Origin of the sequence: Asticcacaulis tiandongensis (assembly GCF_006475605.1) — a bacterium.
Lineage (GTDB): Bacteria > Pseudomonadota > Alphaproteobacteria > Caulobacterales > Caulobacteraceae > Asticcacaulis > Asticcacaulis tiandongensis.
This window is the reverse complement of sequence record NZ_SSBC01000010.1, coordinates 536,721-561,304: the sequence shown is the minus strand read 5'-3', so window position 1 is coordinate 561,304 and position 24,584 is coordinate 536,721. Positions and strand designations below refer to the sequence as shown.

Genomic DNA, 24,584 nt, shown 5'->3' with positions numbered 1-24,584 from the left:
CCATGCCCCATACCCAACGCCTTCGCTCACAAATTCGTCGCGGTCTTATGTTGATCGTGTCGTCGCCTTCGGGCGCAGGCAAGACATCCTTGTGCCGTCGCCTGATGGCCGACCATGGTGACCTTGATTTGTCGGTTTCGGTAACGACGCGCGAGCCGCGTCCGGGTGAAAAGCACGGTCGGGAATATCATTTCATCGATAACCAGAAGATGGATGAACTGGTTGAGAACGACGCGCTTCTGGAGTGGGCCGCGGTGCATGACAATCGCTATGGCTCTCCGCGCGAACCGGTAGAGGCCGCGCTGGCTCAGGGGCAGAATGTATTGTTCGACATCGACTGGCAAGGCGCGCAGCGTATTTCCGCCAAGGCCCCTTCCGATGTGGTGCGTGTCTTTATTCTGCCCCCAAGTATGGAAGAACTGAAGCGCCGCCTCTATGCCCGTGCACAGGATTCCGATGAGGTGATTGAGCGCCGCCTCAGTCGTGCAAAGGGTGAAATCTCGCATTGGGCGGAATATGATTATGTCATCCTCAATGATGACTTTGACCGTTCCTATGCCGAACTGGTGCATATCTATCATTCGGAATCGGCACGGCGGTCACGCGGTCTGTGGATCGCACCGTTTGTCGATGACCTGATGTCTGAGCCGATCTGATTATATTAAACTGGCCAGACGCAGAAAATCCGCAGGCGCTATGACTTCTGCCCGTGCGGTTGGGTCGATGTCTGCTTTTTCCAGCAGGGTTTCGCCCCCCAGACCCTTTAGAGAGGCTCTGAGCATCTTGCGGCGTTGTCCAAAAGCGGCCGCCGTGACTTTTTCGAGGTTCTTTATGAGGGCCTCTGTCGGACGGTTTGCTTTGGGCACCAGCCTGACGACGGCGCTATCGACCTTGGGCGGCGGTGTGAAGGCACGGGCAGGTAAATCCATGACCTTTTCACAGTCACATAAGACCTGAGAAATGACACTCAGGCGCCCGTAATCATTGCTGCCGACCGGTGCCACTATGCGCAGGGCGACCTCAAGTTGAAACATCAGCGTCAGGGATTTCGGCTGCCAGGGGCCGGTCAGCCATTTGATCAACAAGGGCGTGCCGACATTATAGGGCAGGTTGGACACCAGATGCGCTTCGGATGGCAGATTGCGTTCAGCAAGCAAGGTGCGTTCATCGACCTTCGTGGCATCGGCTTCGACGACATCGAAACGTGCCGGATAGGCGTCATTCAGTTCCGTAAGCAATTCAATAAAGCGCGGGTCTTTTTCAATGGCCACAACCTGAGCGGCGTCGGATTCCAGCAAGGCGCGCGTCAGGCCGCCGGGGCCAGGGCCGACCTCAATGACCGTATCACCGGTAAATGGCCCGCCCAGACGCACAATCTTACGCGTCACGTTCAGATCAAGCAGGAAGTGCTGCCCAAAGCTTTTCTTGGCCATCAGGCCGTGCTGTTCAAGGCTTTCACGCAGGGAGGGGAGGGTCATGATACTCGGTTCAGGCTTATGTGGTGCGCGGCTTCTATGGCCGCAATCAGGCTGTCGGGGCGGGCTATGCCTTTGCCGGCGATGCTAAACCCTGTGCCATGATCGGGTGAGGTGCGGACGATGGGCAAGCCCAGCGTGATATTGACGCCGCCCCAAAAATCCAGCGTTTTCAGCGGAATAAGTCCCTGATCATGATAGAGGCACAGAACGGCATCATAGGTCTGACGTGCCTCTTCGTGAAATAAGGTATCGGCCGGAAATGGCCCCCTGATGTCAATGCTTTCGTTTTGCAACTGAGTTATTAAGGGCGTCAAAAGATCGATTTCTTCTCGACCGATGTTGCCATCTTCACCTGCATGCGGATTTAAACCGGCCATAACCAGACGCGGACGGGCAATGCCAAAATCACGCTTTAATGCTTCATGCGTGATGCGCGCCAGACTATAGAGACCCTCTGCCGACAGGTGCGTCGTCACCTCAGACAGGGAAATATGGATGGTGGCCAGTACCACCCGCAAATCTTTGGCCGCCAGCATCATGACCGGCCCGCGCGTGCCGGCATAGGTGACAGTTTTCGTCAGGTCGCCTAGATATTCAGTATGGCCCGGAAAGTTGAAGCCTGCGCCGTATAGGACTGATTTGGCAATGGGGGCGGTCACAAGGGCGCGTGCTGCACCAGAGAGGCAGAAATCAACGCCTGTCCTGATCCAGTTGGTGATAAACGGGGCATGGATCTGATCCGGCTGGCCGGTTATTGCCGGTTGCGACAAGGGATAATCCAGCACCGGCAGACGGTTGGAAAAGCACGCCACTGCATGATCAGGCGTGGAGATTAACGAAATGTCCGTGCCCGCATTGGCAAGCGTCTGTGCATCACCAATGACGGCAAACGCCAGTTCAGGCCTGTGGCGCAAGCGCCTGTGGGCCTCGGCAATCAGTTCCGGGCCTGTACCGCAGGGATCACCGAGACTGATGACCAGAGGGGCATGAGGCATCTATCGCACTTCGATGGTGGCACCGGCACGGATATCACGCAGATAGCGACGGCCCAGCATGGCCACCTTATCGGCCATCAGCTTGTCTTCAATCTGCGCACGGGTCGGGGCATTGTCACCGGCCAGTGTCTTGTCGCAGACATAAAGGACGTTCATATTCAGGTCGTTACGCATCGGCTCCGTCACCTGACCCGCACGCAGGGGGCGCAAGGTTTCGGCATAATCGTCACGCAGATCACTCAAAGGAGTCTCACCCAGATCGCTGATGCGAATCTGACCTGAGTTTTCAAGCTTGTCGCAGGATGTATTGCGTTGCTTATAAGCCGTAAGCGCGCGCTGCGCCGCCTGTACCGCGCTGGCGTCCGCGTCAGCGGGCAGGGTGATGGCGGCCTGTCTCAGGCGCACCTTGGTGTCGGCATTACCTTCGGATTTTTCACGCAGATAATAGATGTAAACACCGTCTTCGGTCACGATCGGGCGGGTCAACTGGCCCGGTGTCATGTTCTGTAGGGTAGTTTCAATGCGTGGGTCGATCGTACCGGACACAAGCCAGCCCGCATCGCCGCCTTCCGCGGCTGAAGGGGCATGTGAAAACTGACGCGCCACGGACATGAAGGGCGCGGCCCCCTGAACGATTTGGTCGAACAGTTGCGCGGCACCGGCTTCGGCTTCGGCCATACCGCCATCCAGCAATGTCGGATCGAGATAGATTTCAGCCACCAGATACTGTGGTTTCTGGCTTTCTTCGGTCAGACGCGCCATGAACAGGTCAACCTGTTCCTTACTGACGCGGGCCTTGGAACGGAATCGGCCATTGACCAGATAGTTCCAGCCCACCTCGGCCTTGATCTGGCTACGCAGGGTCTGTGGCTCAACGCCAACGCGTTGCAGTTCTTCAAGCAGTTGCGCACTGGTCAGGCCACTCTGGGCCGCCATACGGGCAATTTCCTCGTCGATTTCAGCGTCGGTAACCTCAAGTTCCCAGCGCTCCATTTCCTGAAGCTCAAGACGCTCATCAATCAGGTTGCGCAGGGCCTGCTGCTGAAAGGATTGATAGTTCTGTTGCGTGACCTGTACGCCGGAGGTGACAATCAAAAGCAGCATGCGCTGGCGCAGGTCATAGGACGAGATCAGGCGGTCATTGACCGTGGCGATAATACCTTCACCAATAACCGGTTGCGTGGCGACAGGGCTTTGCTGGGCCGTGGCCGCAGGGATGCCGAAACTGCATGACAACAAAAGCGCCGCCACACCTGCACGCAGGCCAGCCTTACGGTAAGATGACGGTGCGATATTTTTTATGGTTTTTATCATCATGAGAAGTACGGCAAGGCCTTGGCGAAGGAATGTATGGCGGAGATGCTTAACGGAAATCAGTAAAATCAGAATCTGATGTCGTCAATGTGGCAAGACTGATGCGGACAGATAATGAGGATGACGAGCGGGTGTTCTGCCCGCCACCGACAAGGGTTTCATCACGCTCATACACCAGTTCGAGGCGTGTGCAATCATCCCGATAGATCAGGGCGACTTCAGATCGTGTCCAGTTCTGATTGTTTATATCTCTGTTCAGGCGGCCGGAGACCCCCCAGTTGCGGGTGAAGAAGTGCTGGCCGCTCAACTGAACTTTTTCATAACGGGTATTGTCGTCAACAAATTGCCCGCCCACCAGGCCCGGTTGGGTATTGTCGACGATGTAGCGTAAGGTGGCACGGCTTTCCTTACGGCTATAGCTCAAACCGGTTTCGCCACGCCTAACCTTGCCATTATCGCTGTCGAGACGATAGCGGCTGTAGCCTCTCAGGCCAATGGGTGTACTGACTTCAGCCTGTACGATCCAGTCGGATTTTGTGCCCGCCAGACCGGAGGGATCATATTCATATACGGTTGTGCTGCCGCTGGGGATATATGTTTGCAAATAAACCGGTTCGACTTCGGCGCGATAGGTGCGGCCAATCAGGGTGCTGATATTATATCCGGAATTGAATTTCAGTTGGGTCTTAAGCCCGAGGCTCAAGCGCTGACCGTCTTCATAGAGGTCAAAGCCCGGGGATTTGTTGGCCCTAAACAGAGTCGACGCATCAAATTCAAACACCTGACTGTCTTCGTTGGTCAGATAGGGTTCAACTTGTGAATCCGGCGATATGGCCACCTGTGCCATGGGTTCAATAATGGCTGTGAAGCTATTGAATTTACGTATTAAAGGGTAGCTCAGATCAATCCCCGCCGTGCTCAGAGTGCGGGAAACACGGTAATCCTGACCGCTATTGTCATATTCTGAGATATTATATTCGTCATGACGGACATCGATAAAAGGCGCGACCTTAAGACCAACCGGCGTGATGATATCCCGCCGCCAGTTACCGCCGACGCTTAAGCGCGAAGAGTCCACCGAGCCTGTAGCGCCCTGACCGATGTCAGCAATTGGTCTTACATAGCGTTTTATGGCCACACCATTAAGCATAAAGCTGGTTCTGCCGCCTAATACGCGCATGTCGGGTGACCAATGGGCCTCAACCATAGGCGCGATAGCAGGCATGGTGTTCGATTGTGGCGCTATCATTCGGTATTCATCTGTACCGGCAATGAGCGAACGTGTGCCTATCCTCAGGTTTTGAAACGTCATCATCGATAGTGACGCATAGGCGTTATCGCTTTGACGGATGAGATTCGCCTGATTGATCAGTTGTCGCGAACTGGCGCGGAACTCACCGGTTCTCGGGAAGCCGTCGCTTACTTTGTAGCGCTCAAAGAAATTGGCATAGGTGCGGTTCGGATAAGCATCGGAGTCATCCGTTCTATCAAACACGTGCTGCGCCGTAAAATTCCAGCGCCAGTCCGGATTGATCTTAAATTCCCCATCGGCCAGCACATAGCCACGATTGTCTTTTTCCCCGAACCGGTCACCGCGATTGGTGAAATAGGCTTCATTCGTAAAGCCGAACCGCGTGTTTAGTTCGCCGGAATAGAATTTCCGGTTTACTTCCATATTCAGAAGCGGATTGATCTTCTGATTAAGCTGTGGACTGATGATGATGTCCGTATAGGGTGATACCGCCCACAGATAAGGCAACTCCAGAGACAGGCCACGCCGCTTTGAATTGCTGTACTTCGGCATCAGGAAGCCAGAAGCGCGATTCATGCTCGGGTCAGCATGCCATAAGATCGGCGTATAAAGTACCGGCACGCCCTTAGCCTTAAAGACGGCGTGGCGGTAATAGACCATGCGCCGGTTCTTATCCTGAACGATCTTAGCCGCCTGAATGGACCAGGTGGGTTCCTGCGTCTTGTCGTCCTTGACGCACAACTCACACGGTGTGAAAATAACTTCACTCAGTTGGCTGGTGTTATCGTCAATCCGTTCAACCTTGTTGGCGAATAGCTTGCTGTTGTCTTCGCTGATGGAAGCTACACGATCGCCTGAGCCGGTCTGCTCGCTGTCAATGAACTCCAGACGGTCGGCATATTGTATCGAGCCGTCCGGATTTATGGTCTGGGTATTACCGCTGGCAACAATATGGCCGGTTTGCTGATTATAGCGCACTTCATCAGCGCGTATCAGGCGGCCGTCATAACGCATCTCAACCTGACCGCGGGCGACGATAAGGTTTTTTTCCTCAGCTGTGACTTCATTGGCAGAAATAAAAGCGCCGTCATCCTTAAGGCCATCATCGCCTTTTTGCGAATTGGCCAGCTCCGCCCGGGCCTTGGCGTCTGCGGCATCCTGAAACGGGGTGGCACGGGTGACAATCGGGGCATCTTCGAACGCGACCTGATCTGTGACGATCGGATCGACAGCGTCCTGCGCCCAGGCAGGCACAGTCAAGCTGGCTGCTGAAATAAGCGTCGCGACGGCTACACCGAATTTAAGCGTCGTTCTGAGGGTAAGACAGGGTCTTGTCATTGTGTTTCCTGAGCCGTCCGTGCCTTTTAACCGTCTTCCGTATAAACAAGCAAGGTCATGGCCGACAAAAGCGCCAGCACCGGCGTTGCCCATCCGGCCAGAAAAATAGGAATGACCTCGGCCTTACCCATGGCCCCGCAAAGCTGGTTCACGAAAAAGACGGCAAAGCCAAGCCCAACCCCTGAAACCGCCAGCCGCGCCATGCCCCCCAGACGCATAAGCCTGAGGGAAAATACGGCCCCAAGGGCGGCCATGGCGGCAAACATGACCGGTGTCGCCAGAAGCTGGTGCAGTCTGAGAATATAGGGTGCCGCCGTGAAACCGGAGTTTTCGATCTGACGGATGAGCAGGGGCAGTTTCCAGAACGGTGTCGATTGCGGTGAGGCGCGTTTATGGAACGCATTACGCGGGTTAAGCGTCGACTCAATAGACAGGGCGGCATATTCCCGCACGGGCTCACCGACAAAGGCCTCACGGGCATTTTTAAGCTGCCAGGTACCGGGCTTCAGTATGGCTTCACCGGCGTCAATACGGCTTTCGAATTGCGGCGTACCCTTATCGTCCAGCACATAGGTCCAGAAGGTGGCATTGGTCAGCTGATTGCCTGTCTGACCGACCATGGCGCGGATAACCGTCTGCTTATTATCCTCACCTTGCCTCAGATAAATGATTCCGCCTTCGCCATTGGCGACAATATCCTTGCCTTCAATGGTGTTCTGTATCTGGTCGTACCGCTCACCCAGTGAAGAGGCGATCGGATTAAAGATCGTAATGGTCAGGACGCCGATCAAAAACGCCATTCCGGCAGCGGGCAGTACAAAACGCCAGGCCGATACGCCTGCCGCACGCATGGCCACAAGCTCACTGCGCCGGTTAAGGGATACAAAGGCCCCCAGGGTGCCAAACAGAAAGACAAACGGCAAAAGCACCAGAATGACGTTCGGCGATTTAAGGAACAAAAGACCGATAACGTGAATGCTGGTCAGATCCGCCCGCTGGCCAAGATTTTTGGAAACCTCAACATAGTCGATCAGAAATATAACGCTGGTTATGATCGCCAGAGTTCCGCCGATTGTGATCAGGCACTGCCTGAGAATATAGGTCTCAAGGCGGCGGTTGCGCCAGGGATTGATACGCTCCAGTATGGCACCAAATGACATCAGGCGGCTCCCTTCGCGTTGGGGGCGCCAATTTCACTCAGGCCGACAAGCTGGGATTTGCGGGTCGTGGCAATGGTGCGGTCACTTTTGTTGATAGTACGGATGCACATGAAAATCAGGCCGAGCGGCACCGCATATTGCAGTATATTCAGGGCCGGCGTACCGGAACAGGCGGCTTCAACCGCAAAGCCGAATATACGCGTACCTGCGGCAATGGCGGAGACAATGGCGATCCGGCGCCCATAGCCGTGGCGGCTGAAATGTCCACCCAGAACGCCGACGACGGCCAGCAGGCTGAAGCCCAGATTATACAGAGGTCCGGTTATGCGCGCATGACCTTCTGCCATAAGCTTTTTCCATGAGCCGCGTTCCCACTCCATAGCGGTATTGGGGAAGAAAAGTTCATGCATCCAGCGGTCGGAATCCTTGTAATGCAGGAAATCATCCGATGAAAAATATTGCGCCACATTAAAAGAATATTCTTCGAAAGTCAGGTGATTGAGGACACTATTTTCCGCCACCTGCTGGGTGGAGCCGTCACGCAATATCAGAATCTGTCCGCCGCCTTCAGGCTTCACCAGACGACCTTCGCGTGCCAGATAGGTACGGTCAGCCCCGGCTGGGCCGGGGGTGCGGATATAGATTTGTCTCAGAAGCCCGTTTTGCTCAATGCGCTGCACATAGATGGTCATGTCCGAGGTCGTGGTCGAGAAGTCACCTTCACGTACCGCCGCCGCGATCAGGTCTGTCTTTACGCGGAACAGTTCCTCACGCATGGCGCGCGACGCTGCGGGCTGTAAAAACAGACTCATGAGCAGGCTGATGAGGGTGATATAGACACCAAAGCGCACCACGGGAGACGATATCTGCTTCAGGCTCATGCCGTTGGCATAACAGGCGACGAACTCCTGCTCGTTATGCAGGCGATTAAGCGCAATCAGCGTGCCGACAAAGATAGCGATGGGGAAGATCAGGCCCGTCAGTTGCGGCAAGGCGAAAACGGTGATCTTCAAAAAAGTCATGACGCTTTGGCCGCGTTCGATGATCACTTCGATCTGGCTCAGGGATTGCGACAGAAGCGCCACCAGTGTCATGGCCAGTATGGCCCCGATAATTGGCGAGCGCATCTGGCGTGATATGTAGCATTCAATCGTGCGCATAAACGGAAGAGGGCCTTAAAATCAGGGGCTGGCTTAGTAAATGAGGATGCTCAGGGCTGTTCTGGCCCTATCCGGTAATCAGATCAAGTGATTTGCAAAACAGGCCATAAATTAATCACCCGAATGTGGCTTAAAAACGCGCATGGCATATAAAGCTGTGTACGCCATTGTGAGTAAGGTTGAAATCGGTGTAGGTCACACCCAGACTTTAATGGTTATACCGTTTCAGGAGTGTTACAACATGCTTATTCAATGGGCGCAGGCGCCAGCCGCCAATTCAGTTCTGGCGGTCATTGCCGGTGAAACCGATACCTTCAGTCCGGCCGCAAAAAAGCTGGGGGAAGACGCCCTGAAGGCCTCTCTGAAGCTTTATAATTTCACGGGCACTGCCGGTAAAAATCAGCTGGTTCCGGCCCCTGAAGGCGTAGCTCACCCCGCAGTAGTTGTCGCGGGCGGAGGTAACCTCACGACACTTGAAGGCTTACGCCTCGAATCACTGGCGGGCAGCCTTTATCATGCGGTTAAAACCTCTGGCTTTGATCACCTGAGCCTTGATCTGACAGGTTTCACGGCGGCACAGGCCGCCACGGCGCGGTATGCCCTGACTTTGGCCTCGTACCGTTTTGATAAATATTTCGGCCCCGCCAAGCAGGACAAGGCACCGGCGCTTAAAACCGTCACGATCGTTACCGATAATCCTTCCGCTGCCGAAGCCGCCTTTGCGCCGCTCAAAGCCGTCGCCGACGGAGTCATTCTGGCGCGTAATCTGGTGTCCGAACCGCCTAATGTGCTTTACCCCCAAGCCTATGCTGATCTGATCAGGGGCTATGAAAATCTTGGTCTGAAGGTTGAGATTTTGGGTGAAGAAGAACTGAAATCTCTTGGTTTTAATGCGCTTATTGGTGTGGGGCAGGGATCTGAACGCGAGACGAAGCTTGTGGTCATGCAATGGAACGGCGCTGATGATCCTCATGCTCAACCGGTGGCTCTTGTCGGCAAGGGGGTAACCTTCGATACCGGCGGCATTTCCATCAAATCCGCTGAGGGCATGGAGGACATGAAGTGGGATATGGGCGGTTCCGCGACCGTGGTTGGCACGCTTGTGGCGCTGGCGGGTCGTAAGGCTAAGGTCAATGCCGTCGGCGTTGTCGGTCTTGTGGAGAACATGCCTGATGGTAATGCCCAGCGCCCGGGCGATGTCGTCAAGGCCTTGTCCGGTACGACTATCGAAGTGATCAATACCGACGCCGAAGGTCGCCTCGTTCTGGCGGACGCGCTGTGGTACACGCAGGAGCGTTTCAAGCCTCAGTTCATGATCGATCTGGCGACCCTGACCGGCGCGATGATCATTGCTCTTGGGATGGATTATGCCGGTGTTTTCAGTAACAACGACGAACTATCTGAGAAACTCATTGAAGCGGCCAAAGGTGAAAATGAAAACCTCTGGCGTATGCCTTTGCCCACGCAATACGAAAAGCAAATCGATTCCAAAATCGCTGATATCCGCAATATTGGCGGCCGTCCCGCAGGTTCGATTACCGCCGCCCTGTTCCTGCAACGCTTCGTCAATAATGTGCCCTGGGTGCATCTGGATATCGCGCCTACGGCCTGGACGAATGAGCAACGCATCCCGACGGTGCCCGAAGGCGGCACCGGTTTTGGTGTGCGTACGCTCAATGCGCTGATCAGGGATCATTACGAGGCATGACCGAGGGCGTTGAGGTCTGGTTCTATCACCTCGAGCGCACGGCGTTGAAAGACGCCTTGCCTGACCTTTTGGAAAAGGTGCTGGAACGCGGCCTGAAAGCCTATGTGCTGGGCGAAGGCGAGGGGCTGTTATCCGATCTCGATCAACATCTTTGGGCCTGTAAACCTGACTCGTTTATTGCCCACGGACTTGAGACCGAAGATCAGGCCGAGCGGCAACCTGTCCTGATCGGCAGTTCTGAAAAAGCGGCCAATGGTGCGGATATTCTGCTGTGTGTCAGTGCCATGAATTTGCCTGATCTGTCAGGCTATAAACGGTGTCTGATACTGTTTGAAGGTCATGATGAGTCTCATCTTGGCTGGGCACGGCAACAGTGGAAGCAACTGAAATCACAAAGCCTTAATCTGGCTTACTGGAAACAAAGCGAACAAGGCAAATGGGAGCGGGCGCAATGAAAAAATGGATAGGCTTACTGCCGTTCTGGGTACTGGCCGCCTGTGCCACCACCGACACGCCTGCGCCGCAACCCGCAGCCCCGGCCCCCGTCGCCAGACCGGCCCCGCCACCTGAGTTTAAGCCGGTTCAAACGGATTCCTGCGGAGCCTATGCCTTGCAGGAACTGATCGGTAAGCCGCGCAGCGAAATTCCGGTACCTCTGGAACCATCGCGCCGTCGCGTGCTTTGTTCGACCTGTGCCGCTACCATGGACTTCAATGCCCAGCGTCAAACCATCGTGTTTGATACGGATACGGGTATTATTAAATCCATTACCTGTGGCTAGGGTTTTGTAAAAGCCGGACTTATTACAGTCCGGCTTCTGTCTTAGCGGTTTCATAGATTTCAGCGGCATCCATCCAGGCGGCCTCAAATTCCGCCATTTCTGTTTCAAGCTTTCCTTTTTGTTTCCCAAGGCTTACGGCGCCATTCGGATCTTTTACATAAAGATCGGGATCGCCAAGTTTTAGCTCGATCAACTTGATCTGGTTGCCGTGGTTTTCGATCTTGCGTTCAAGATCATCGGCTTTTTTCTTGAGTGGAGCCAGTTCAGCGCGCTTTGCAGCCGCCTGTTTGCGAGCCTCTTTGGAATTAACCGAGGGTGCTTTTTTGGCGGCAGGTTCGTCGCCGCCCGTGGCCGTCTTGGCACGTTCCAACACCAGCTTGGCGTAATCGTCCATGGTGCCCGTATAGGGTTTCACTGTGCCGTCATTGACCAGCCACAGCCGGTCAGCCACCATTTCCATCAGCGAACGGTCATGGGTGATAATCAGCACCGCGCCTTCATAGTCATTGAGCGCATCAAGAAGCGCACGACGGGAATCGATATCAAGGTGGTTGGTCGGTTCGTCAAGAATAAGCAGATGCGGGGCATCCATGGCCACCATATTCAGAAGCAATCGCGCGCGTTCGCCACCGGAAAGATCGCGACAGGTGGTTTCCACCTTGGTCGCCGTCATGCCGAATGACCCGAGACGCGCACGTCGTTTGGCTTCGGTTTCTTCAGGACGGGCGCGGCGCATCATATCAAGAGGGGTTTCATCCGGATCGAGCGCTTCGATCTGATGCTGATGGAACCAGCCTACCGTCAGGCGTCGATCACGCCAGTGCGTGCCGTGTTTTTCCTTCAACGCACCGGCAATCAGCTTGGCGAAGGTCGATTTACCCGCTCCGTTCACCCCCAGGACGCCAATGCGATCATCGAGATCAAGCCGGATGTTCACATTACGCAAAATAACGCGATCATCGTAACCAATCGCTACATCCTCAAGACGTAATATGGGCGGCGCCAGCGGCTTTTCCGGTGACGGCAGGATGAACGGGGCCACACGGTCTTCGATGCTTGCAGAAATCGGCGGCAGTTTCTCAAGGCGTTTCAGGCGCGACTGAGCCTGAGACGCTTTGGACGCCTTGGCGCGGAAACGGTCGACGAAGGATTGCAAATGGGCGCGTTCGGCTTCCTGTTTGGCGATATTGGCGGCATTCAGACGCGCTTTTTCGGCCCGCAGACGCTCAAAATCGTCATAACCGCCGCTGTAAAGCTCCAGTTTCTGACTCGCCACATGGACAATGGCATTGACCGACTGATTGAGCAGGTCACGGTCGTGCGAAATCACCAGAGCCGCATTCGGATAGCGTTTCAGGCGCGCCTCAAGCCACAAGGCCCCTTCTAGATCGAGATAGTTGGTCGGTTCATCCAGCAGCAACAGATCAGGTTCGGCCAGCAAGGCGCCGGCCAGTGCCGCCCGCATACGCCAGCCACCGGAAAAATCCGAGATCGGGCGTCTCAGGTCTGAGGTTGAAAACCCAAGTCCGCTCAGGATTTCCGCGGCCTTTGAAGGCGCACGGTCTGCGCCAATGCTGAACAGTTCGGCATGGATTTCGCCCTGTTGCATCGGATCTGCGGTTTCCAGCGCCTTAAGCAAGGTCTCACGCCGCACATCAAGGGCCAGAACCTCATCAATCAAAAGCTTGGGCGAGGCGGCGATTTCCTGATCGACCGAGGCGATACGCCATGATTTGGGCGTGGTAATCTCACCGCCGCCGGGTTGCAGCTGACCGAGTATAAGCTTGAACAGGGTCGATTTGCCCACGCCATTAAGCCCCACCAGCCCCGCCTTGGTGCCGGGCGGCAGCGAGAGCGTTGCCTCATTGAAAAAGCGGCGGCCATAGGCGTCGAAGACAAGTCCGGTAATTTGCAACATTCAGGAAACTTTAATACGAAATCGGGTTGGCGAAAGGTGCGGGCCTCGCTATAAGCCAGCGCACTTCAAACGCAAAGACAATTCAGGAACTTTCAATGTCCCGTACATTCTCCATTCTTAAGCCAGACGCCACTCGCCGCAATATCACCGGTGCGGTTAACGCCGTGATCGAGGCCGCTGGCCTGCGTATCGTTGCTCAAAAGCGCGTTCACTTCACCAAGGCTCAGGCCGAGCGTTTCTACGGCGTTCACTCTGAGCGTCCGTTCTTCGGTGAGCTGGTTGAGCAAATGACCGCCGCGCCTGTCGTTGTTCAGGTTCTCGAAGGCGAAAACGCCGTCGCCAAGTACCGCGAAGTTCTGGGTGCCACCAACCCTGAACAAGCCGCCGAAGGCACTGTGCGTAAGCTGTTCGCTCTGTCGATCGGTGAAAACACCGCGCACGGTTCAGACTCCGACGAAAACGCCGCGATCGAAATCGCCCAGTTCTTCTCGGAAGCCGAAATCGTCGGCTAGCAGGCAGGGTCGCGTACCCTGCACCCGTTTGCCCCGAGGTAAATGGAGCTTTCCATAATGAAAAACCCCCGTCAGGTTTGATCTGGCGGGGGTTTTCTATCCGCATTACAACGCGGAAAATATCTTCCGTACTGCTGCCGGATAAAGCTGATGTTCCTGCGCAAGCACCCGTGCCGCAAGGGCATCAGGTGTGTCACCATCAAGAATCGGCACGCGCGCCTGAAGGATCACTTCACCATCATCGACACCGGCATTGACCCAGTGAATGCTGGCCCCATGCTCCGTGTCACCGGCTTCGATCGCGCGTTCGTGGGTATGCAGGCCCTTGTATTTTGGCAGCAATGACGGATGGATATTGATCATCTTGCCCGACCATTGCCCCACAAGCCAAGGGGTCAGGATACGCATATACCCCGCCAGACAGATAAATTCGACACCGCGCTTACGCAGTTCGGAATCTATAGCCTTTTCATGGGCTTCGCGGTCTTTGTTAAAGTCGCGATGACTAATGGCAATGGCCTCAATGCCCTGCTGACGAGCCCATTCAAGCCCGCCTGCCTCAGGATCATTCGCCACAACCACCACATATTCCAGCGGAAAGTCAGCGGCTCTGGCGGCGTCCACCAGAGCCATCATGTTCGATCCGCGACCGGAGATAAAAATCGCCGACTTAATCTTATCAGGCATCGACCAGTTGTCCGCAGATGAAGGCGTCTTCTTCGGCATTCAGCAGCGCCGCGAGAACGGCATCGGCCTTATCGGCAGCGACATAAAGCACAAACCCGATGCCGCAGTTAAAGGTGCGTCGCATTTCATGCTCGGTGATATTGCCGGTTTCCGACAGCCACTTGAATACGGGCGGCAGTTCCCACGCATTGTAGTCAAATTCAGCCTTAAGGCCATCACGGATAGCGCGGCCGGGGTTTTCGATCAGGCCACCGCCGGTAATATGTGCGCCGCCCTTGATCAGACCGCCCTTGATCAGTGGCAAAACCGACTTGATGTAGATATGGGTCGGTTCAAGCAGTGCCTGCGCCAGTGATTTTTCCGGTGCAAACGGCGCGTCACTGGCCCAACTCAGACCGGAGACCTCAACTACCTTGCGCACCAGAGAATAACCGTTTGAATGCGGGCCGCTGGAGGCCAGACCAATGATCACGTCACCGGCTTTTTGCGCCTCAAGATTTGGCAATACCTTGTCACGATCGACGGCTCCAACCGAAAAACCGGCCAGATCATAGTCTTCGCCTTCGTACATGCCGGGCATTTCAGCCGTTTCACCACCGACCAGCGCACAGCCTGCACGCTTGCAGCCTTCGGCAATACCGGCAATGACACGGCGCGCCACATCGACCTCAAGGCGAGACGTGGCATAATAATCAAGGAACATCAGCGGCTCTGCGCCCTGCGCCAGTAGGTCGTTGACACACATGGCCACCAGATCAATACCGACCGTGTCGTGACGGTTGGTATCAATGGCAATGCGCAGCTTAGTGCCAACGCCATCGGTCGTAGTGACGATCAGCGGGTCATTGTAACCGGCAGCCTTAAGATCGAACAAAGCGCCAAAACCACCAAGACCGGCTTCGGCCCCCGGACGGCGTGTTGATTTCGCCAGCGGCTTGATGGCATCGACCAACGCTTCGCCTGCGTCAATATCCACGCCCGCCTGCGCGTAGGTTAAGCCTTTTTCGGGTGCTGACGGTTCGGTCATAAAAAATTACCTTAAGTGTTCAGTTAGGGCACGATTTATGCGGTACATATCCGCAAAGCCGCTTTTCGCGGGATTAAACTTTGCTATAGCTACAAAATGACACCAATTACAAATACCAAAGCGCTGATTCAATTTTGTGAGCAGATTTCTTCCGCCCCGTTTATCACGGTGGACACGGAATTTATGCGCGAAACGACCTACTGGCCCAAGCTGTGCCTCATTCAGGCGGCGTCCGCAGACCATTCGGCGATTATTGATCCGCTGTCCAAGGATCTGGATTTAAAGCCTTTTCTCGATATTCTGACCGACCCGAAGATTCTCAAGGTGTTTCATGCCTGCCGTCAGGACATTGAAATCTTCTATAATCTCGGGGCCATGCCCACGCCCGTATTTGATACACAGGTCGCGGCAATGGCCGCAGGCTTTGGAGATCAGGTGGCCTATGATTCGCTGGTGCGTCAGGTTGTCAAAATCGAGATCGACAAGGGCTCGCGCTTTACGGACTGGTCGCGTCGCCCCCTGAGCGATCAGCAATTACATTATGCGTTGGGCGATGTGACCCATCTGGCCAAGGTTTACCCCAAGCTGGTCGATAAGCTGGTGGCACAGAAACGTTATGAATGGGTTGCGGCGGAAATGGCCGACCTGACCGACCCGAAGCTTTATAACACTTCGCCGGATGACGCGTGGAAGCGTCTGCGTCCGCGCAAGCACAGCACCAAATATATGGCCGTCTTCAAGGAGGTCGCCGCATGGCGTGAGCGTGTGGCACAAGAACGCGATCAGCCGCGTGGCCGTATCCTTAAGGATGAAGGCGTAGACGAAATCGCCACCCAATTGCCGCTGGATGCCGGCGCCTTTGATCGTTTGCGTTCAACGCCCAAAGGTTTTGGCGCGTCCAAATTCGGCAGCGAACTGATTGAGGTCATTCGTCAGGCGCTGGACGATCCTGACGCCTATGCCCCCAAGGTTGAGAAATCGGCCCCACCGGTGCAGGTGCCGGGTTCGGTAGTTGAACTGCTCAAGGTTCTGCTTAAGGTGCGTTGTGAGGAAGAAGGCGTGGCCCCGAAACTCATCGCCTCGGTCTCAGAGCTTGAGAAAATCGCCCTTGATGACGAAGCCGATGTGCCGTCACTTCAGGGCTGGAGGCGAAAAGTTTTTGGCGAAGATGCCTTGCGTCTGAAACGCGGTGAACTGGCGCTGGTGCTTAATGGCACCAAGGTCGAACTGGTCGAACTCGATTAGGCAGGCAGGGTCGCGGACCCTGCACCCCTATGAGCCGAGCCAGATGGCCGTTTCCATGGTAATGAAAGACGCCCCGCACCTCGGGTCTTACGAACAGGGCCTGAGGCTCTGCCTAGAAGAGGCTCAGGGTTTCGTCCTTGTCGGCGGGTTTGGGTTGTGGTTTGGGTGGAACGAAATCACGGACGACCTTTTGCGTGAAGCCCGCCTTGTTCTTTTGCAGGGCCACCAGAAAATCCTTAGGCGTATCGGTAATGTGGTGGCGGTTTGACCATAGCATGATCTCGACCAGCACCGGTGCCAGATCCGCCCCTTTTTCCGTCAGCCTATAGATATATTTGCGCGCATCTTCGGGGTCAGCCTGTTTGCTGATCAGACCGGATTGCTCAAGACGCACCAGACGGTCGGCCAGAATATTGGTGGCGATACGCTCTTCGGAATTGAGGAACGCCTTATAGGTCGAATGCCCGCGAAACATCAGATCACGGATGATCAGCAAAGACCAGCTATCCCCAGCGGCTTCAAGCAACAGATTAATCGGGCATTTTGAACGCGGCTGACGCGGCGGCAGGGGCGTGACATTGGTTTTTGGCTTTGCGGCTTTTGGAGCGGCTTTTTTGACCGCTTTAGCAACGGGTCGATTAGCGGGCGCTTTTTGCGCGACTGACTTTGACATGGCTTTCGGCCCTGTGAATTGCGTTTTGAAATCAATGTCGCGGTTAATGGCAGATGACAAGTTAATTTATTGCCACCTGCATATCGATTTCAGTTTACAATCTATCTGACTTCCATCCGTTTGGCCGCGTTCCAGAGATCGTCCATTTCCTCAAGACTTGACTGATCCGGCGTCTTGCCGAGTTTTGCCAGTTCGGCCTCTATGGTCTCAAAACGCCTGACAAACTTGGCATTTGTGCCCCTTAGGGCATCTTCGGGTTCAACCCCCATCTTGCGCGCCAGATTGGCCAGCACAAACAATATATCGCCCAGTTCAGCCCTGGCTTTTTCCGTGTCGCCCGCTTGAATTTCGACCTTAAGCTCGGCCACCTCTTCGTCCAGCTTGGCGAAGACCTCATCGAGCGACGGCCAGTCAAACCCTACACGCGCCGCGCGTTTGGTCAGCTTGGCAGCACGGGTGAGGGCGGGTAATCCCACGGGTACATCCTCAAGCAGGCCGGTTTTGGCCTTGGCCTTACGCTCTTCGGCCTTCTGATCTTCCCATGCCTGATTTTGCTCATCTGCCGTGCGGTCGCCGACATCACCAAACACATGCGGATGACGGCGGATCAGCTTATCGGCCATGCCCTGGGCCACATCATTAAAATCAAACAGCCCCTGTTCGTTGGCCAGATGGCTGTGGAACACCACCTGAAACAGAAGGTCACCCAGTTCTTCCTTAAGGTCGCGCATATCCTTGCGTGCAATCGCATCGGCGACCTCATAGGATTCTTCGATCGTATAGGGCGCGATGGTATCGAAATTCTGCTCACGATCCCACGGGCATCCCGTTTGCGGATCGCGTAGCGCTTTCATGACCTCAATCAGTGCCTCAATGGGGTGGGGTGTTGGCTTTGAGGTCATGTGCAATTAATCCTTTGGGGCACTTAATCCTTTGGCTTTCAACCCGTCCAGAATCTGCGCGTGGCGTTCAGGCGTCAGGTCATAGGATTTCATAGCCCACGCCCCGAGCAATAGGAAGACCACAGGCAGGGCCACGAAGAATATCTGCACCCACATCAGGGCTTCGGGCGTGTTTTGAGCGGCACGGTTATCAAAACCCACTAGCGCCAGCGCCGATAGGGTCAGGATCGACATGGCATAGCCGAGCTTGGTCGTGGCCGACAGGATCGACATCAGCGTCCCCTTGTGGTCATTGCCGGTCTCAAGCAGCACTTCGTCGCCAATATCGGCCATCAGGGCGCGGGTCAGCAACAGATAGGCAGCATAGGGGATGCCCGCCAGAAACACCAGCACGGCGGTCAGCGGGAAATTACCTGCGGGTAAGAACGCCAGACAGCCATAGATACCGGCAAAGATCAGGCTTGAGACGATCAGGGTCTTATGCTTGGTGTATTTTTTCGACGCCCAGCTCCATAAGGGGGCACCAACCAGACCGGCGACAAAATAAAGCGCCATGGCGGCAGAACATTCGGCACGGCTCAGGCCTTTGGTCTGCATGAAGAAAAAGAAGAACAGCGCGCCCATAATCCCCGGCGCCAGACCCAGCAACAGATCCGCTAGCAGCACGCGAATAACGTTCGGTCGCCGGATCATTTTGAAATAGTCGCCCAGCCGGATGTCATTGGCCGACGTTTCACTGACGCGCTCAGGCACAACCCACAGGGCTATGCCAATCATGATCGGCAACAGCACCATAATAAATACACCCATGGCCTGTACGGCTGTACGGTAGGACTCATGAAGCACTGATTGGGTGATAACCGGTATCAGCAGCACCAGTATCATACCGACAATATTGCCGACCTGCCAGAAGGCGAATATCTTGGTACGCTCGTCGTAATTATCCGACAGCACCGACCCCCAGCTGGCCTGACTTAGGGCGGCCATCGAAAAGCCGGTGTAGGTTATAAACAGCCACACCCCAAGATAGACGGCAGATGCTCCGACCGGTGCCAGAAATAAAAAGCCTGTGGCAATGAACAGTACCGGCAGACAGGCCAGCATCCACACCTTGAAGCGTCCAAAGCGTGTGCGGGTCTTGTCCATGCCCCAACCGATCAACGGATCGGTAAATATGTCCACCAGCCGCACCAGCATGAACACCATACCAACCACGCCCAGATTTATCCCGATTTCGGTGGTGTAGTATTCGGAAATGATCACCGCCAGAGGCAGGCCGAGCGCTGCAAAAGGCAGGCAGGGGCCTGTAAAGGCCAGCAATTGTCGAAAACCAACCGTGCTTTTGACCGTCATGTCACTGTATCCTGAACAAATGACTCCTGTACAAACTGGTAGCACAGGTTTTTGAAATGAACAATGTTCATAATCTTTTCGCCTTACGGGCGATTTATTCCGACCGGTGCGGGCATAAGGCCTTGACGCATCAGGATAATACCGGAATTATCTACCGGTTTACAGGTTTGCAAATATTCGCGTTATCCGCCAGATAACACCCGTCATTTTTAAGTGCGCACGACTCCAAAAGGCTGCGGATGGATCATCACAATATCTCGCTCATTACCACCATTGCCTCCGGTTTCGGGCTGGCGCTTGTGTTTGGCTTTCTGGCCGAACGGCTTAAATTGCCAGCGCTTTTGGGGTATTTGCTTGCGGGTATTGCCATTGGTCCCTTTACGCCAGGGTTCGTGGCCGATGTTCAGATTGCCTCTCAGCTGGCCGAAATCGGCGTAATGCTGCTGATGTTTGGCGTCGGGCTTCATTTTTCCCTCAATGATCTTTTGTCGGTGCGCCGGATTGCCTTGCCGGGTGCCGTCGTTCAGATGGGACTGGCAACCCTTCTGGGGATGGGGATGGCCATGTGGTGGGGCTGGGGCGTGTTTTCCGCGCTTATCTTTGGCCTGTCATTGTCCTGCGCCAGTACGGTTGTGTTGCTCAAGGCCCTTGAGGCCAGAGGTGTGCTTGAGACGCAGAACGGGCGCATCGCCGTAGGCTGGCTGGTGGTTGAGGATCTGGCGACCATTCTTGTGCTGGTTCTGATGCCGCCTCTGGCGCAAATCATGGAATCCAATACCAATGGCGGCGGCATTCCGGCGGGTCTGATCTGGACGGTGGGGCAGACGCTTTTGGGGGTAGCCGTCTTTATTGCGGTTATGCTGGTGCTCGGGCGCCGCTTTTTGCCTTGGGTTTTATGGCAGATTGCCCGCACCGGTTCGCGTGAGTTGTTTACGCTATCTGTCGTCGCGGCCGCCATCAGTATCGCCTGGGGGGCGGCAGAACTTTTCAGCGTGTCCTTCGCGCTTGGGGCTTTCTTCGCCGGCATGGTGATGCGCGAATCGAAATTCAGCCATCGTGCCGCCGAAGAATCCCTGCCTCTGCGCGATGCCTTTTCGGTGCTGTTCTTTGTCTCGGTAGGTATGCTGTTTGACCCGCAGGTCATCATTCAGCAGCCCGTACATGTGTTGGGTGTCGTGGCCATTATCATTGTCGGCAAGTCGCTGGCGGCGGCCGGTCTGGTGCTGGCCTTCCGTTATCCGCTGAATACGGCGATGATCGTCTCGGCCTCTCTGGCGCAGATTGGTGAGTTCTCGTTCATTCTGGCCGGACTTGGGGTCACCTTAGGCATGCTGCCTCAGGAGGGTATGAATCTGGTTCTGGCCGGTGCCCTGATTTCCATCGCCCTTAATCCGTTATTATTCGCCAGTATTGAGCCCGCGAGCAAGTGGGTGCTTAAACGCTCTGCTTTTGCCCGCAGGCTTAATGCTCGCGAAGATCCGTTTGCTGAACTGCCCATGAGCACCGAGCGCAAATATCTGCACGGGCAGGTCGTCATCGTCGGCTATGGCCGTGTCGGCAGACGCATCGCCAATGCCCTTGAGGCCCACGATATTCCCTATGTCGTTGCCGAGCAAAACCGTGAGCGTGTTGAGGATTTGCGTGAACGGGGCATGGCGGCCGTTTACGGCAATGCCACTGAGCCTGAGGTGCTGATACAGGCCCATATTGCCAATGCCGCCATGCTGGTGGTGGCCACGCCGGATCTGCTGAATGTGCAACAGATGGTGGACAACGCCCGCAAGTTAAATCCTGAAATCGAGATCGTCCTGCGTACCCACAGCGAAGACGAAATGAAGTTCCTGCGTGACGAAAAGCTGGGGGACGTCTTCTTTGGCGAAGAAGAACTGGCCAAGGGCATGACCAGCCATGTACTGCAACGCTTTGCACCTAAGGCGGCGGCTTGAACCCTTTGAGCTCATCCTTGGTCAGGTATCGTTCCGACAGGTATGCCTTACGCACTGATGCGTCGGTATTGTGCTCACCGGGCTTGATCCACTGCGTGTGCCAGGTCAGGAACCAAAGCCAATCAGCGTCAGGCCCGAGCCCATCAGGATCAGGGATCGGGCCGTTTTCGTGCAGGCAGATAGGCACGGTATCGCCGACCTGTCCTTTTACGAACTGAAACAACTCGTTCTGTGGCCCATGATCCTTGGCGTATATGTCCGCTCCGGCGATATCGACATATTGCCGGCCGGGATAGTAGCCGTCCTTAAGTATGTGCGCGTAGCCTAATACCCATATCAGGTTGTTGAGGCCACGCTCTGCGGTAAAATAGGTGTGCATGGCGCGCCACAACGCCTTGAAGGCTTCGGGGCCTGTCATGCCCCACCAGAACCATTCACCGGTAAATTCATGCAACGGGCGCCACAGAACTGGTACGCCCTTGTCGCGCAAAACCGTCAGATGATCGGCGATAATCGCCATATCGCGCCACATGGCGGCATGTTCAGGCGTGCCTTCGGTTAAGGCCGCAGGCAGATCAAAATAGGTTTGTGAACTTTTATAGCCGGTACCCAACAGCGGGTTGCCCCAGTGCCAGCAAATTGAAGGTATGCCGTTCTCACGGCGATACCAGCGTGCGGCGCGGCGATTGACGCCTTTGTAATCCTTGGGATCAATGTAATCGAGACCGCGAATGGCCGGTAGTTTTCCTGTCGTGCGCTTAATGTAGTTCAGTTCGTAGCGTGATCCGCGTACCCAGGTGGATTCCTGCTGTCCCGTCAGGGTTTTTTTCCCATAGATGCCCCAGAGATAGTCATACAGCGCTTTGGCTTCGGGCGAAGGTGAGGGCACACTTAACTGCCCTTTGGCCGGTAGAGGTGCTGAGGTGGCCGAAGCCTGAGTGGCCGCCATCACAGTGGGCAGGCTACTTAAACCCCCAAGAACGATACGCCGCGAAACTTCCATGTCTTATTCCTCACCTTCAAGGAATAAATAAATTTGAAATTGTAATTCGGCAAGCCGTATTTTTTACTAACTCTCAGGCATCCTTATCCTGCTTCAGGGTGTAAGCAACGATGGCATTGGCGTGGCCATGTCCCATACCGTGCTCGTTTTTCAACACCGCCACCAGTTTCATGTGCTTCGCCGGATAATTTTGGCGGACTATATCCTGCCATTCGGCAATCGGTCGGCCATAGGTTTTTTCTATTGACGGAAAATAAGAGGCCGGGCCTCTGACGGGCTTATCGGGCATGGTTGCCTCCCTTCGAATACGTCATCATCGACGGCTTTGGGGAAAAGCACAACTTTGAAGGCGCTAACCCGTATTTGTAATGGAGGGAATGGGAAGTGGCGGACAGGGTGGGATTCGAACCCACGGTAGGCTTCCACCTACGGCGGTTTTCAAGACCGCTGCCTTAAACCACTCGGCCACCTGTCCGGCTTTAGGTGAGTGGACGGCGCTTTTAGCTTGGGAATGTGGCTTTGCCAAGAGGCAAGACGCATAAAAAATCAGGCTGCACACAGAAACTGTCTTAATGTCTGTTAACCAAGCTTTTCCCTTTTATCCATAAAGCTTTAAACGGGTATTCGTCACACACAGGAAACCAGTGACCGGACATATTACATTGAACGCCACTTTTGCCTTATCGCGTAAGTCTGCTGGCTTGTGGGTAATGCTGGCCGGTTTGATTTTTCTGTCGGCCTGTGCTGGCCCCAAACCAAGGTTTAATGCTGGCGGAGTGCCTGCGCCCAAAGTGGCCGATGAAGCGCAATACAGGCCCGCCAATCTCAGGGCCTATGAGATCCGTGGTAAAACCTATCGTCCCTATATCCCGCGCACAGGTGAAACCCAGACCGGCACGGCGACCTGGTATGGTCATGAATCCGGAAATCTGACCGCCACAGGTGAGCGGTTTGTGCCCGAAGGCATTAGCGCGGCCCATAAGACCTGGCCTTTACCCAGCATTATCGAGGTTACCAACCTCGATAACGGGCGTTCGCTGCGACTACGCCTTAATGATCGCGGGCCGTTCGTCGATGACCGTATTCTTGATCTGTCCAAAGGCGCGGCGAAGCATCTGGGTATGCACGAAGCCGGTACGGCGCGGGTACGAATCAAGTTTCTCGGGCCCGCAGAAGGCGGCGTGCCCGCCGGACAAATCATCGCCTCGCGACCACAAAATTCGGATAGCGATCGCTATCGTGTCCAGATTGGTGCCTTTTCCAATCGGGATAATGCCGAGCGGGCCAAATCCATGCTGAACGGGCGCATAGAACGATCACGCGGGCTATATGTTGTCTATCTTGGGCCATTCAAAGGCACGCAGCAGGCCGAACTTGAGCGGCAAAAAGCCATGTCACAGGGCTATTTTGACGCCATCTTGACCCGTGCACAATAATTCTGTCCCTTAAGGCTTGTAATGCGCGCCGATTTGACGATTTATCGCAGGTCTTATGAGAGGTCAGTTCATCACATTCGAAGGCGGCGAGGGGGCGGGTAAATCCACTCAGGTCAAGGCTCTGGTGGCACGGTTACGTGATCAGGGGTTTGAGGTGGTGCAGACACGCGAACCGGGTGGCTCAGGCGGGGCGGAAGCCTTGCGTGAATTGCTGGTGACCGGTGAGGCGGGCCGATGGTCGCCCATTTCCGAAACCCTGATGATGTATGCGGCGCGCGCCAATCACCTTGAGCAGACCATAAGACCGGCCCTTAAGCGTGGTGCCTGGGTGGTGTGTGACCGTTTCTCCGATTCGACCCGCGCCTATCAGGGGGCGGGTGGCGGGGTATCCACGGCTTTCATTGATCACATTGATCAGAGCGTGGTCGGCAAGGATCAGCCTGATCTGACGCTGATCCTTGATATGCCCGTAGAGGCGGGTCTGAAGCGGGCACTGTCACGCGGTGATAACGAGAACCGCTTTGAATCCAAAGGACTGGATTTCCATCAGCGTCTGCGTCAGGGCTTTATCGACCGCGCGGCCACTGACCCGCAGCGCTATCATGTGGTGAATGCCGACAAGACGATCCCTGAGTTGGGTGAGGACATCTGGCGTATCATCACTGGCCGCTGGCCCGCCCTTAAAGGGGCCTGAGC

At 55.2% G+C, this 24,584-nt stretch carries 23 protein-coding genes and 1 tRNA gene; 9 read left to right on the top strand and 15 right to left on the bottom strand.

What is annotated here, in order from left to right; translation table 11 throughout:
* The first annotated feature begins 2 nt into the window (after positions 1-2).
* Positions 3-656, top strand: coding sequence for a guanylate kinase (gmk, locus tag E5201_RS06610; protein WP_140985287.1), 654 nt, complete (start codon positions 3-5; stop codon positions 654-656).
* Here gmk and rsmA read toward each other — a convergent pair whose 3' ends face one another.
* The 6 genes from rsmA to E5201_RS06580 are packed head-to-tail and all read right to left on the bottom strand — an operon-like array spanning position 657 to position 8,697.
* Positions 657-1,478 carry a 16S rRNA (adenine(1518)-N(6)/adenine(1519)-N(6))-dimethyltransferase RsmA gene (rsmA, locus tag E5201_RS06605; protein ID WP_140985286.1) on the bottom strand — a complete coding sequence of 274 codons (822 nt, stop codon included), beginning with the start codon at positions 1,476-1,478 and terminating at the stop codon, positions 657-659. It abuts the gene before it with no gap.
* Positions 1,475-2,473 carry a 4-hydroxythreonine-4-phosphate dehydrogenase PdxA gene (pdxA, locus tag E5201_RS06600; RefSeq protein ID WP_140985285.1) on the bottom strand — a complete coding sequence of 333 codons (999 nt, stop codon included), beginning with the start codon at positions 2,471-2,473 and terminating at the stop codon, positions 1,475-1,477. The genes rsmA and pdxA overlap by 4 nt, the downstream gene beginning before the upstream one ends.
* Positions 2,474-3,790 carry a peptidylprolyl isomerase gene (locus E5201_RS06595; RefSeq protein ID WP_246050432.1) on the bottom strand — a complete coding sequence of 439 codons (1,317 nt, stop codon included), beginning with the start codon at positions 3,788-3,790 and terminating at the stop codon, positions 2,474-2,476.
* A gap of 46 nt (positions 3,791-3,836) precedes the next feature.
* Positions 3,837-6,377 carry an LPS-assembly protein LptD gene (locus tag E5201_RS06590; RefSeq protein WP_181404557.1) on the bottom strand — a complete coding sequence of 847 codons (2,541 nt, stop codon included), beginning with the start codon at positions 6,375-6,377 and terminating at the stop codon, positions 3,837-3,839.
* 26 nt (positions 6,378-6,403) lie between these two features.
* Positions 6,404-7,537, bottom strand: coding sequence for an LptF/LptG family permease (locus tag E5201_RS06585; RefSeq protein WP_140985283.1), 1,134 nt, complete (start codon positions 7,535-7,537; stop codon positions 6,404-6,406).
* Positions 7,537-8,697, bottom strand: coding sequence for an LptF/LptG family permease (locus E5201_RS06580; protein ID WP_140985282.1), 1,161 nt, complete (start codon positions 8,695-8,697; stop codon positions 7,537-7,539). The genes E5201_RS06585 and E5201_RS06580 overlap by 1 nt, the downstream gene beginning before the upstream one ends.
* Positions 8,698-8,938: 241 nt before the next feature.
* On the opposite strand from E5201_RS06580, the gene E5201_RS06575 reads away from it, so the two are divergent.
* The 3 genes from E5201_RS06575 to E5201_RS06565 are packed head-to-tail and all read left to right on the top strand — an operon-like array spanning position 8,939 to position 11,186.
* Entirely contained in the window at positions 8,939-10,405 is a 1,467-nt protein-coding gene (locus tag E5201_RS06575) for a leucyl aminopeptidase (protein WP_140985281.1), read from the top strand.
* Entirely contained in the window at positions 10,402-10,860 is a 459-nt protein-coding gene (locus E5201_RS06570) for a DNA polymerase III subunit chi (RefSeq protein ID WP_140985280.1), read from the top strand. The genes E5201_RS06575 and E5201_RS06570 overlap by 4 nt, the downstream gene beginning before the upstream one ends.
* Positions 10,857-11,186: a proteinase inhibitor i78 gene (locus E5201_RS06565; protein WP_140985279.1), complete on the top strand. Its 330-nt coding sequence runs from the start codon at positions 10,857-10,859 to the stop codon at positions 11,184-11,186. The genes E5201_RS06570 and E5201_RS06565 overlap by 4 nt, the downstream gene beginning before the upstream one ends.
* A 22-nt stretch (positions 11,187-11,208) precedes the next feature.
* Here E5201_RS06565 and E5201_RS06560 read toward each other — a convergent pair whose 3' ends face one another.
* Positions 11,209-13,104, bottom strand: coding sequence for an ABC-F family ATP-binding cassette domain-containing protein (locus tag E5201_RS06560; RefSeq protein WP_140985278.1), 1,896 nt, complete (start codon positions 13,102-13,104; stop codon positions 11,209-11,211).
* A 95-nt stretch (positions 13,105-13,199) separates the two neighbouring features.
* On the opposite strand from E5201_RS06560, the gene ndk reads away from it, so the two are divergent.
* Positions 13,200-13,616, top strand: coding sequence for a nucleoside-diphosphate kinase (ndk, locus tag E5201_RS06555; protein WP_140985277.1), 417 nt, complete (start codon positions 13,200-13,202; stop codon positions 13,614-13,616).
* A gap of 105 nt (positions 13,617-13,721) precedes the next feature.
* Here ndk and purN read toward each other — a convergent pair whose 3' ends face one another.
* Positions 13,722-14,303, bottom strand: a complete 582-nt coding sequence (gene purN, locus E5201_RS06550) for a phosphoribosylglycinamide formyltransferase (RefSeq protein ID WP_140985276.1) — start codon at positions 14,301-14,303, stop codon at positions 13,722-13,724.
* Complete coding sequence (purM, locus tag E5201_RS06545) at positions 14,296-15,330, bottom strand: phosphoribosylformylglycinamidine cyclo-ligase (RefSeq protein ID WP_140985275.1); 1,035 nt, start codon at positions 15,328-15,330, stop codon at positions 14,296-14,298. The genes purN and purM overlap by 8 nt, the downstream gene beginning before the upstream one ends.
* 96 nt (positions 15,331-15,426) lie before the next feature.
* On the opposite strand from purM, the gene rnd reads away from it, so the two are divergent.
* Positions 15,427-16,575, top strand: a complete 1,149-nt coding sequence (rnd, locus tag E5201_RS06540) for a ribonuclease D (protein ID WP_140985274.1) — start codon at positions 15,427-15,429, stop codon at positions 16,573-16,575.
* Positions 16,576-16,687: 112 nt separating this feature from the next.
* On the opposite strand, the gene E5201_RS06535 is transcribed toward rnd, so the two are convergent.
* The 3 genes from E5201_RS06535 to E5201_RS06525 all read right to left on the bottom strand — a co-directional run bounded on the left by E5201_RS06535 (position 16,688) and on the right by E5201_RS06525 (position 19,503).
* A complete protein-coding gene (locus tag E5201_RS06535; RefSeq protein WP_140985273.1) occupies positions 16,688-17,248 on the bottom strand; it encodes a winged helix-turn-helix transcriptional regulator in 561 nt (186 codons plus the stop codon).
* A 101-nt stretch (positions 17,249-17,349) separates the two neighbouring features.
* The gene (gene mazG / locus E5201_RS06530; RefSeq protein ID WP_140985272.1) at positions 17,350-18,150 is read right to left on the bottom strand and encodes a nucleoside triphosphate pyrophosphohydrolase; all 801 of its coding nucleotides are present in this window, start codon (positions 18,148-18,150) and stop codon (positions 17,350-17,352) included.
* Positions 18,151-18,156: 6 nt separating this feature from the next.
* A complete protein-coding gene (locus tag E5201_RS06525; RefSeq protein ID WP_140985271.1) occupies positions 18,157-19,503 on the bottom strand; it encodes an MFS transporter in 1,347 nt (448 codons plus the stop codon).
* Positions 19,504-19,742: 239 nt separating this feature from the next.
* Here E5201_RS06525 and E5201_RS06520 point away from each other — a divergent pair, with 239 nt between their 5' ends.
* Positions 19,743-21,449, top strand: a complete 1,707-nt coding sequence (locus tag E5201_RS06520; protein WP_140985270.1) for a cation:proton antiporter domain-containing protein — start codon at positions 19,743-19,745, stop codon at positions 21,447-21,449.
* On the opposite strand, the gene E5201_RS06515 is transcribed toward E5201_RS06520, so the two are convergent.
* The 3 genes from E5201_RS06515 to E5201_RS06505 form a co-directional block, all read right to left on the bottom strand.
* The gene (locus E5201_RS06515; protein WP_246050431.1) at positions 21,433-22,452 is read right to left on the bottom strand and encodes a glycosyl hydrolase; all 1,020 of its coding nucleotides are present in this window, start codon (positions 22,450-22,452) and stop codon (positions 21,433-21,435) included. The two genes, E5201_RS06520 and E5201_RS06515, sit on opposite strands and share 17 nt — an antisense overlap.
* 73 nt (positions 22,453-22,525) lie before the next feature.
* Positions 22,526-22,741: a DUF4287 domain-containing protein gene (locus E5201_RS06510; RefSeq protein WP_140985269.1), complete on the bottom strand. Its 216-nt coding sequence runs from the start codon at positions 22,739-22,741 to the stop codon at positions 22,526-22,528.
* A 96-nt stretch (positions 22,742-22,837) separates the two neighbouring features.
* Positions 22,838-22,927, bottom strand: a tRNA-Ser gene (locus E5201_RS06505).
* Between the two features lie 169 nt (positions 22,928-23,096).
* Here E5201_RS06505 and E5201_RS06500 point away from each other — a divergent pair.
* The gene (locus E5201_RS06500) at positions 23,097-23,888 is read left to right on the top strand and encodes a septal ring lytic transglycosylase RlpA family protein (RefSeq protein ID WP_246050429.1); all 792 of its coding nucleotides are present in this window, start codon (positions 23,097-23,099) and stop codon (positions 23,886-23,888) included.
* Positions 23,889-23,943: 55 nt separating this feature from the next.
* A complete protein-coding gene (tmk, locus tag E5201_RS06495; RefSeq protein ID WP_140985268.1) occupies positions 23,944-24,582 on the top strand; it encodes a dTMP kinase in 639 nt (212 codons plus the stop codon).
* Positions 24,583-24,584 lie beyond the last annotated feature (2 nt).

What these genes read in the sequence shown, in the direction of transcription:
- gmk (WP_140985287.1), top strand. Translation starts at nt 3, where the DNA reads ATGCCCCATACCCAACGCCTTCGCTCACAAATTCGTCGCGGTCTTATG.
- rsmA (WP_140985286.1), bottom strand. Translation starts at nt 1,478, where the DNA reads ATGACCCTCCCCTCCCTGCGTGAAAGCCTTGAACAGCACGGCCTGATG.
- pdxA (WP_140985285.1), bottom strand. Translation starts at nt 2,473, where the DNA reads ATGCCTCATGCCCCTCTGGTCATCAGTCTCGGTGATCCCTGCGGTACA.
- E5201_RS06595 (WP_246050432.1), bottom strand. Translation starts at nt 3,790, where the DNA reads ATGATGATAAAAACCATAAAAAATATCGCACCGTCATCTTACCGTAAG.
- E5201_RS06590 (WP_181404557.1), bottom strand. Translation starts at nt 6,377, where the DNA reads ATGACAAGACCCTGTCTTACCCTCAGAACGACGCTTAAATTCGGTGTA.
- E5201_RS06585 (WP_140985283.1), bottom strand. Translation starts at nt 7,537, where the DNA reads ATGTCATTTGGTGCCATACTGGAGCGTATCAATCCCTGGCGCAACCGC.
- E5201_RS06580 (WP_140985282.1), bottom strand. Translation starts at nt 8,697, where the DNA reads ATGCGCACGATTGAATGCTACATATCACGCCAGATGCGCTCGCCAATT.
- E5201_RS06575 (WP_140985281.1), top strand. Translation starts at nt 8,939, where the DNA reads ATGCTTATTCAATGGGCGCAGGCGCCAGCCGCCAATTCAGTTCTGGCG.
- E5201_RS06570 (WP_140985280.1), top strand. Translation starts at nt 10,402, where the DNA reads ATGACCGAGGGCGTTGAGGTCTGGTTCTATCACCTCGAGCGCACGGCG.
- E5201_RS06565 (WP_140985279.1), top strand. Translation starts at nt 10,857, where the DNA reads ATGAAAAAATGGATAGGCTTACTGCCGTTCTGGGTACTGGCCGCCTGT.
- E5201_RS06560 (WP_140985278.1), bottom strand. Translation starts at nt 13,104, where the DNA reads ATGTTGCAAATTACCGGACTTGTCTTCGACGCCTATGGCCGCCGCTTT.
- ndk (WP_140985277.1), top strand. Translation starts at nt 13,200, where the DNA reads ATGTCCCGTACATTCTCCATTCTTAAGCCAGACGCCACTCGCCGCAAT.
- purN (WP_140985276.1), bottom strand. Translation starts at nt 14,303, where the DNA reads ATGCCTGATAAGATTAAGTCGGCGATTTTTATCTCCGGTCGCGGATCG.
- purM (WP_140985275.1), bottom strand. Translation starts at nt 15,330, where the DNA reads ATGACCGAACCGTCAGCACCCGAAAAAGGCTTAACCTACGCGCAGGCG.
- rnd (WP_140985274.1), top strand. Translation starts at nt 15,427, where the DNA reads ATGACACCAATTACAAATACCAAAGCGCTGATTCAATTTTGTGAGCAG.
- E5201_RS06535 (WP_140985273.1), bottom strand. Translation starts at nt 17,248, where the DNA reads ATGTCAAAGTCAGTCGCGCAAAAAGCGCCCGCTAATCGACCCGTTGCT.
- mazG (WP_140985272.1), bottom strand. Translation starts at nt 18,150, where the DNA reads ATGACCTCAAAGCCAACACCCCACCCCATTGAGGCACTGATTGAGGTC.
- E5201_RS06525 (WP_140985271.1), bottom strand. Translation starts at nt 19,503, where the DNA reads ATGACGGTCAAAAGCACGGTTGGTTTTCGACAATTGCTGGCCTTTACA.
- E5201_RS06520 (WP_140985270.1), top strand. Translation starts at nt 19,743, where the DNA reads ATGGATCATCACAATATCTCGCTCATTACCACCATTGCCTCCGGTTTC.
- E5201_RS06515 (WP_246050431.1), bottom strand. Translation starts at nt 22,452, where the DNA reads ATGGAAGTTTCGCGGCGTATCGTTCTTGGGGGTTTAAGTAGCCTGCCC.
- E5201_RS06510 (WP_140985269.1), bottom strand. Translation starts at nt 22,741, where the DNA reads ATGCCCGATAAGCCCGTCAGAGGCCCGGCCTCTTATTTTCCGTCAATA.
- tmk (WP_140985268.1), top strand. Translation starts at nt 23,944, where the DNA reads ATGAGAGGTCAGTTCATCACATTCGAAGGCGGCGAGGGGGCGGGTAAA.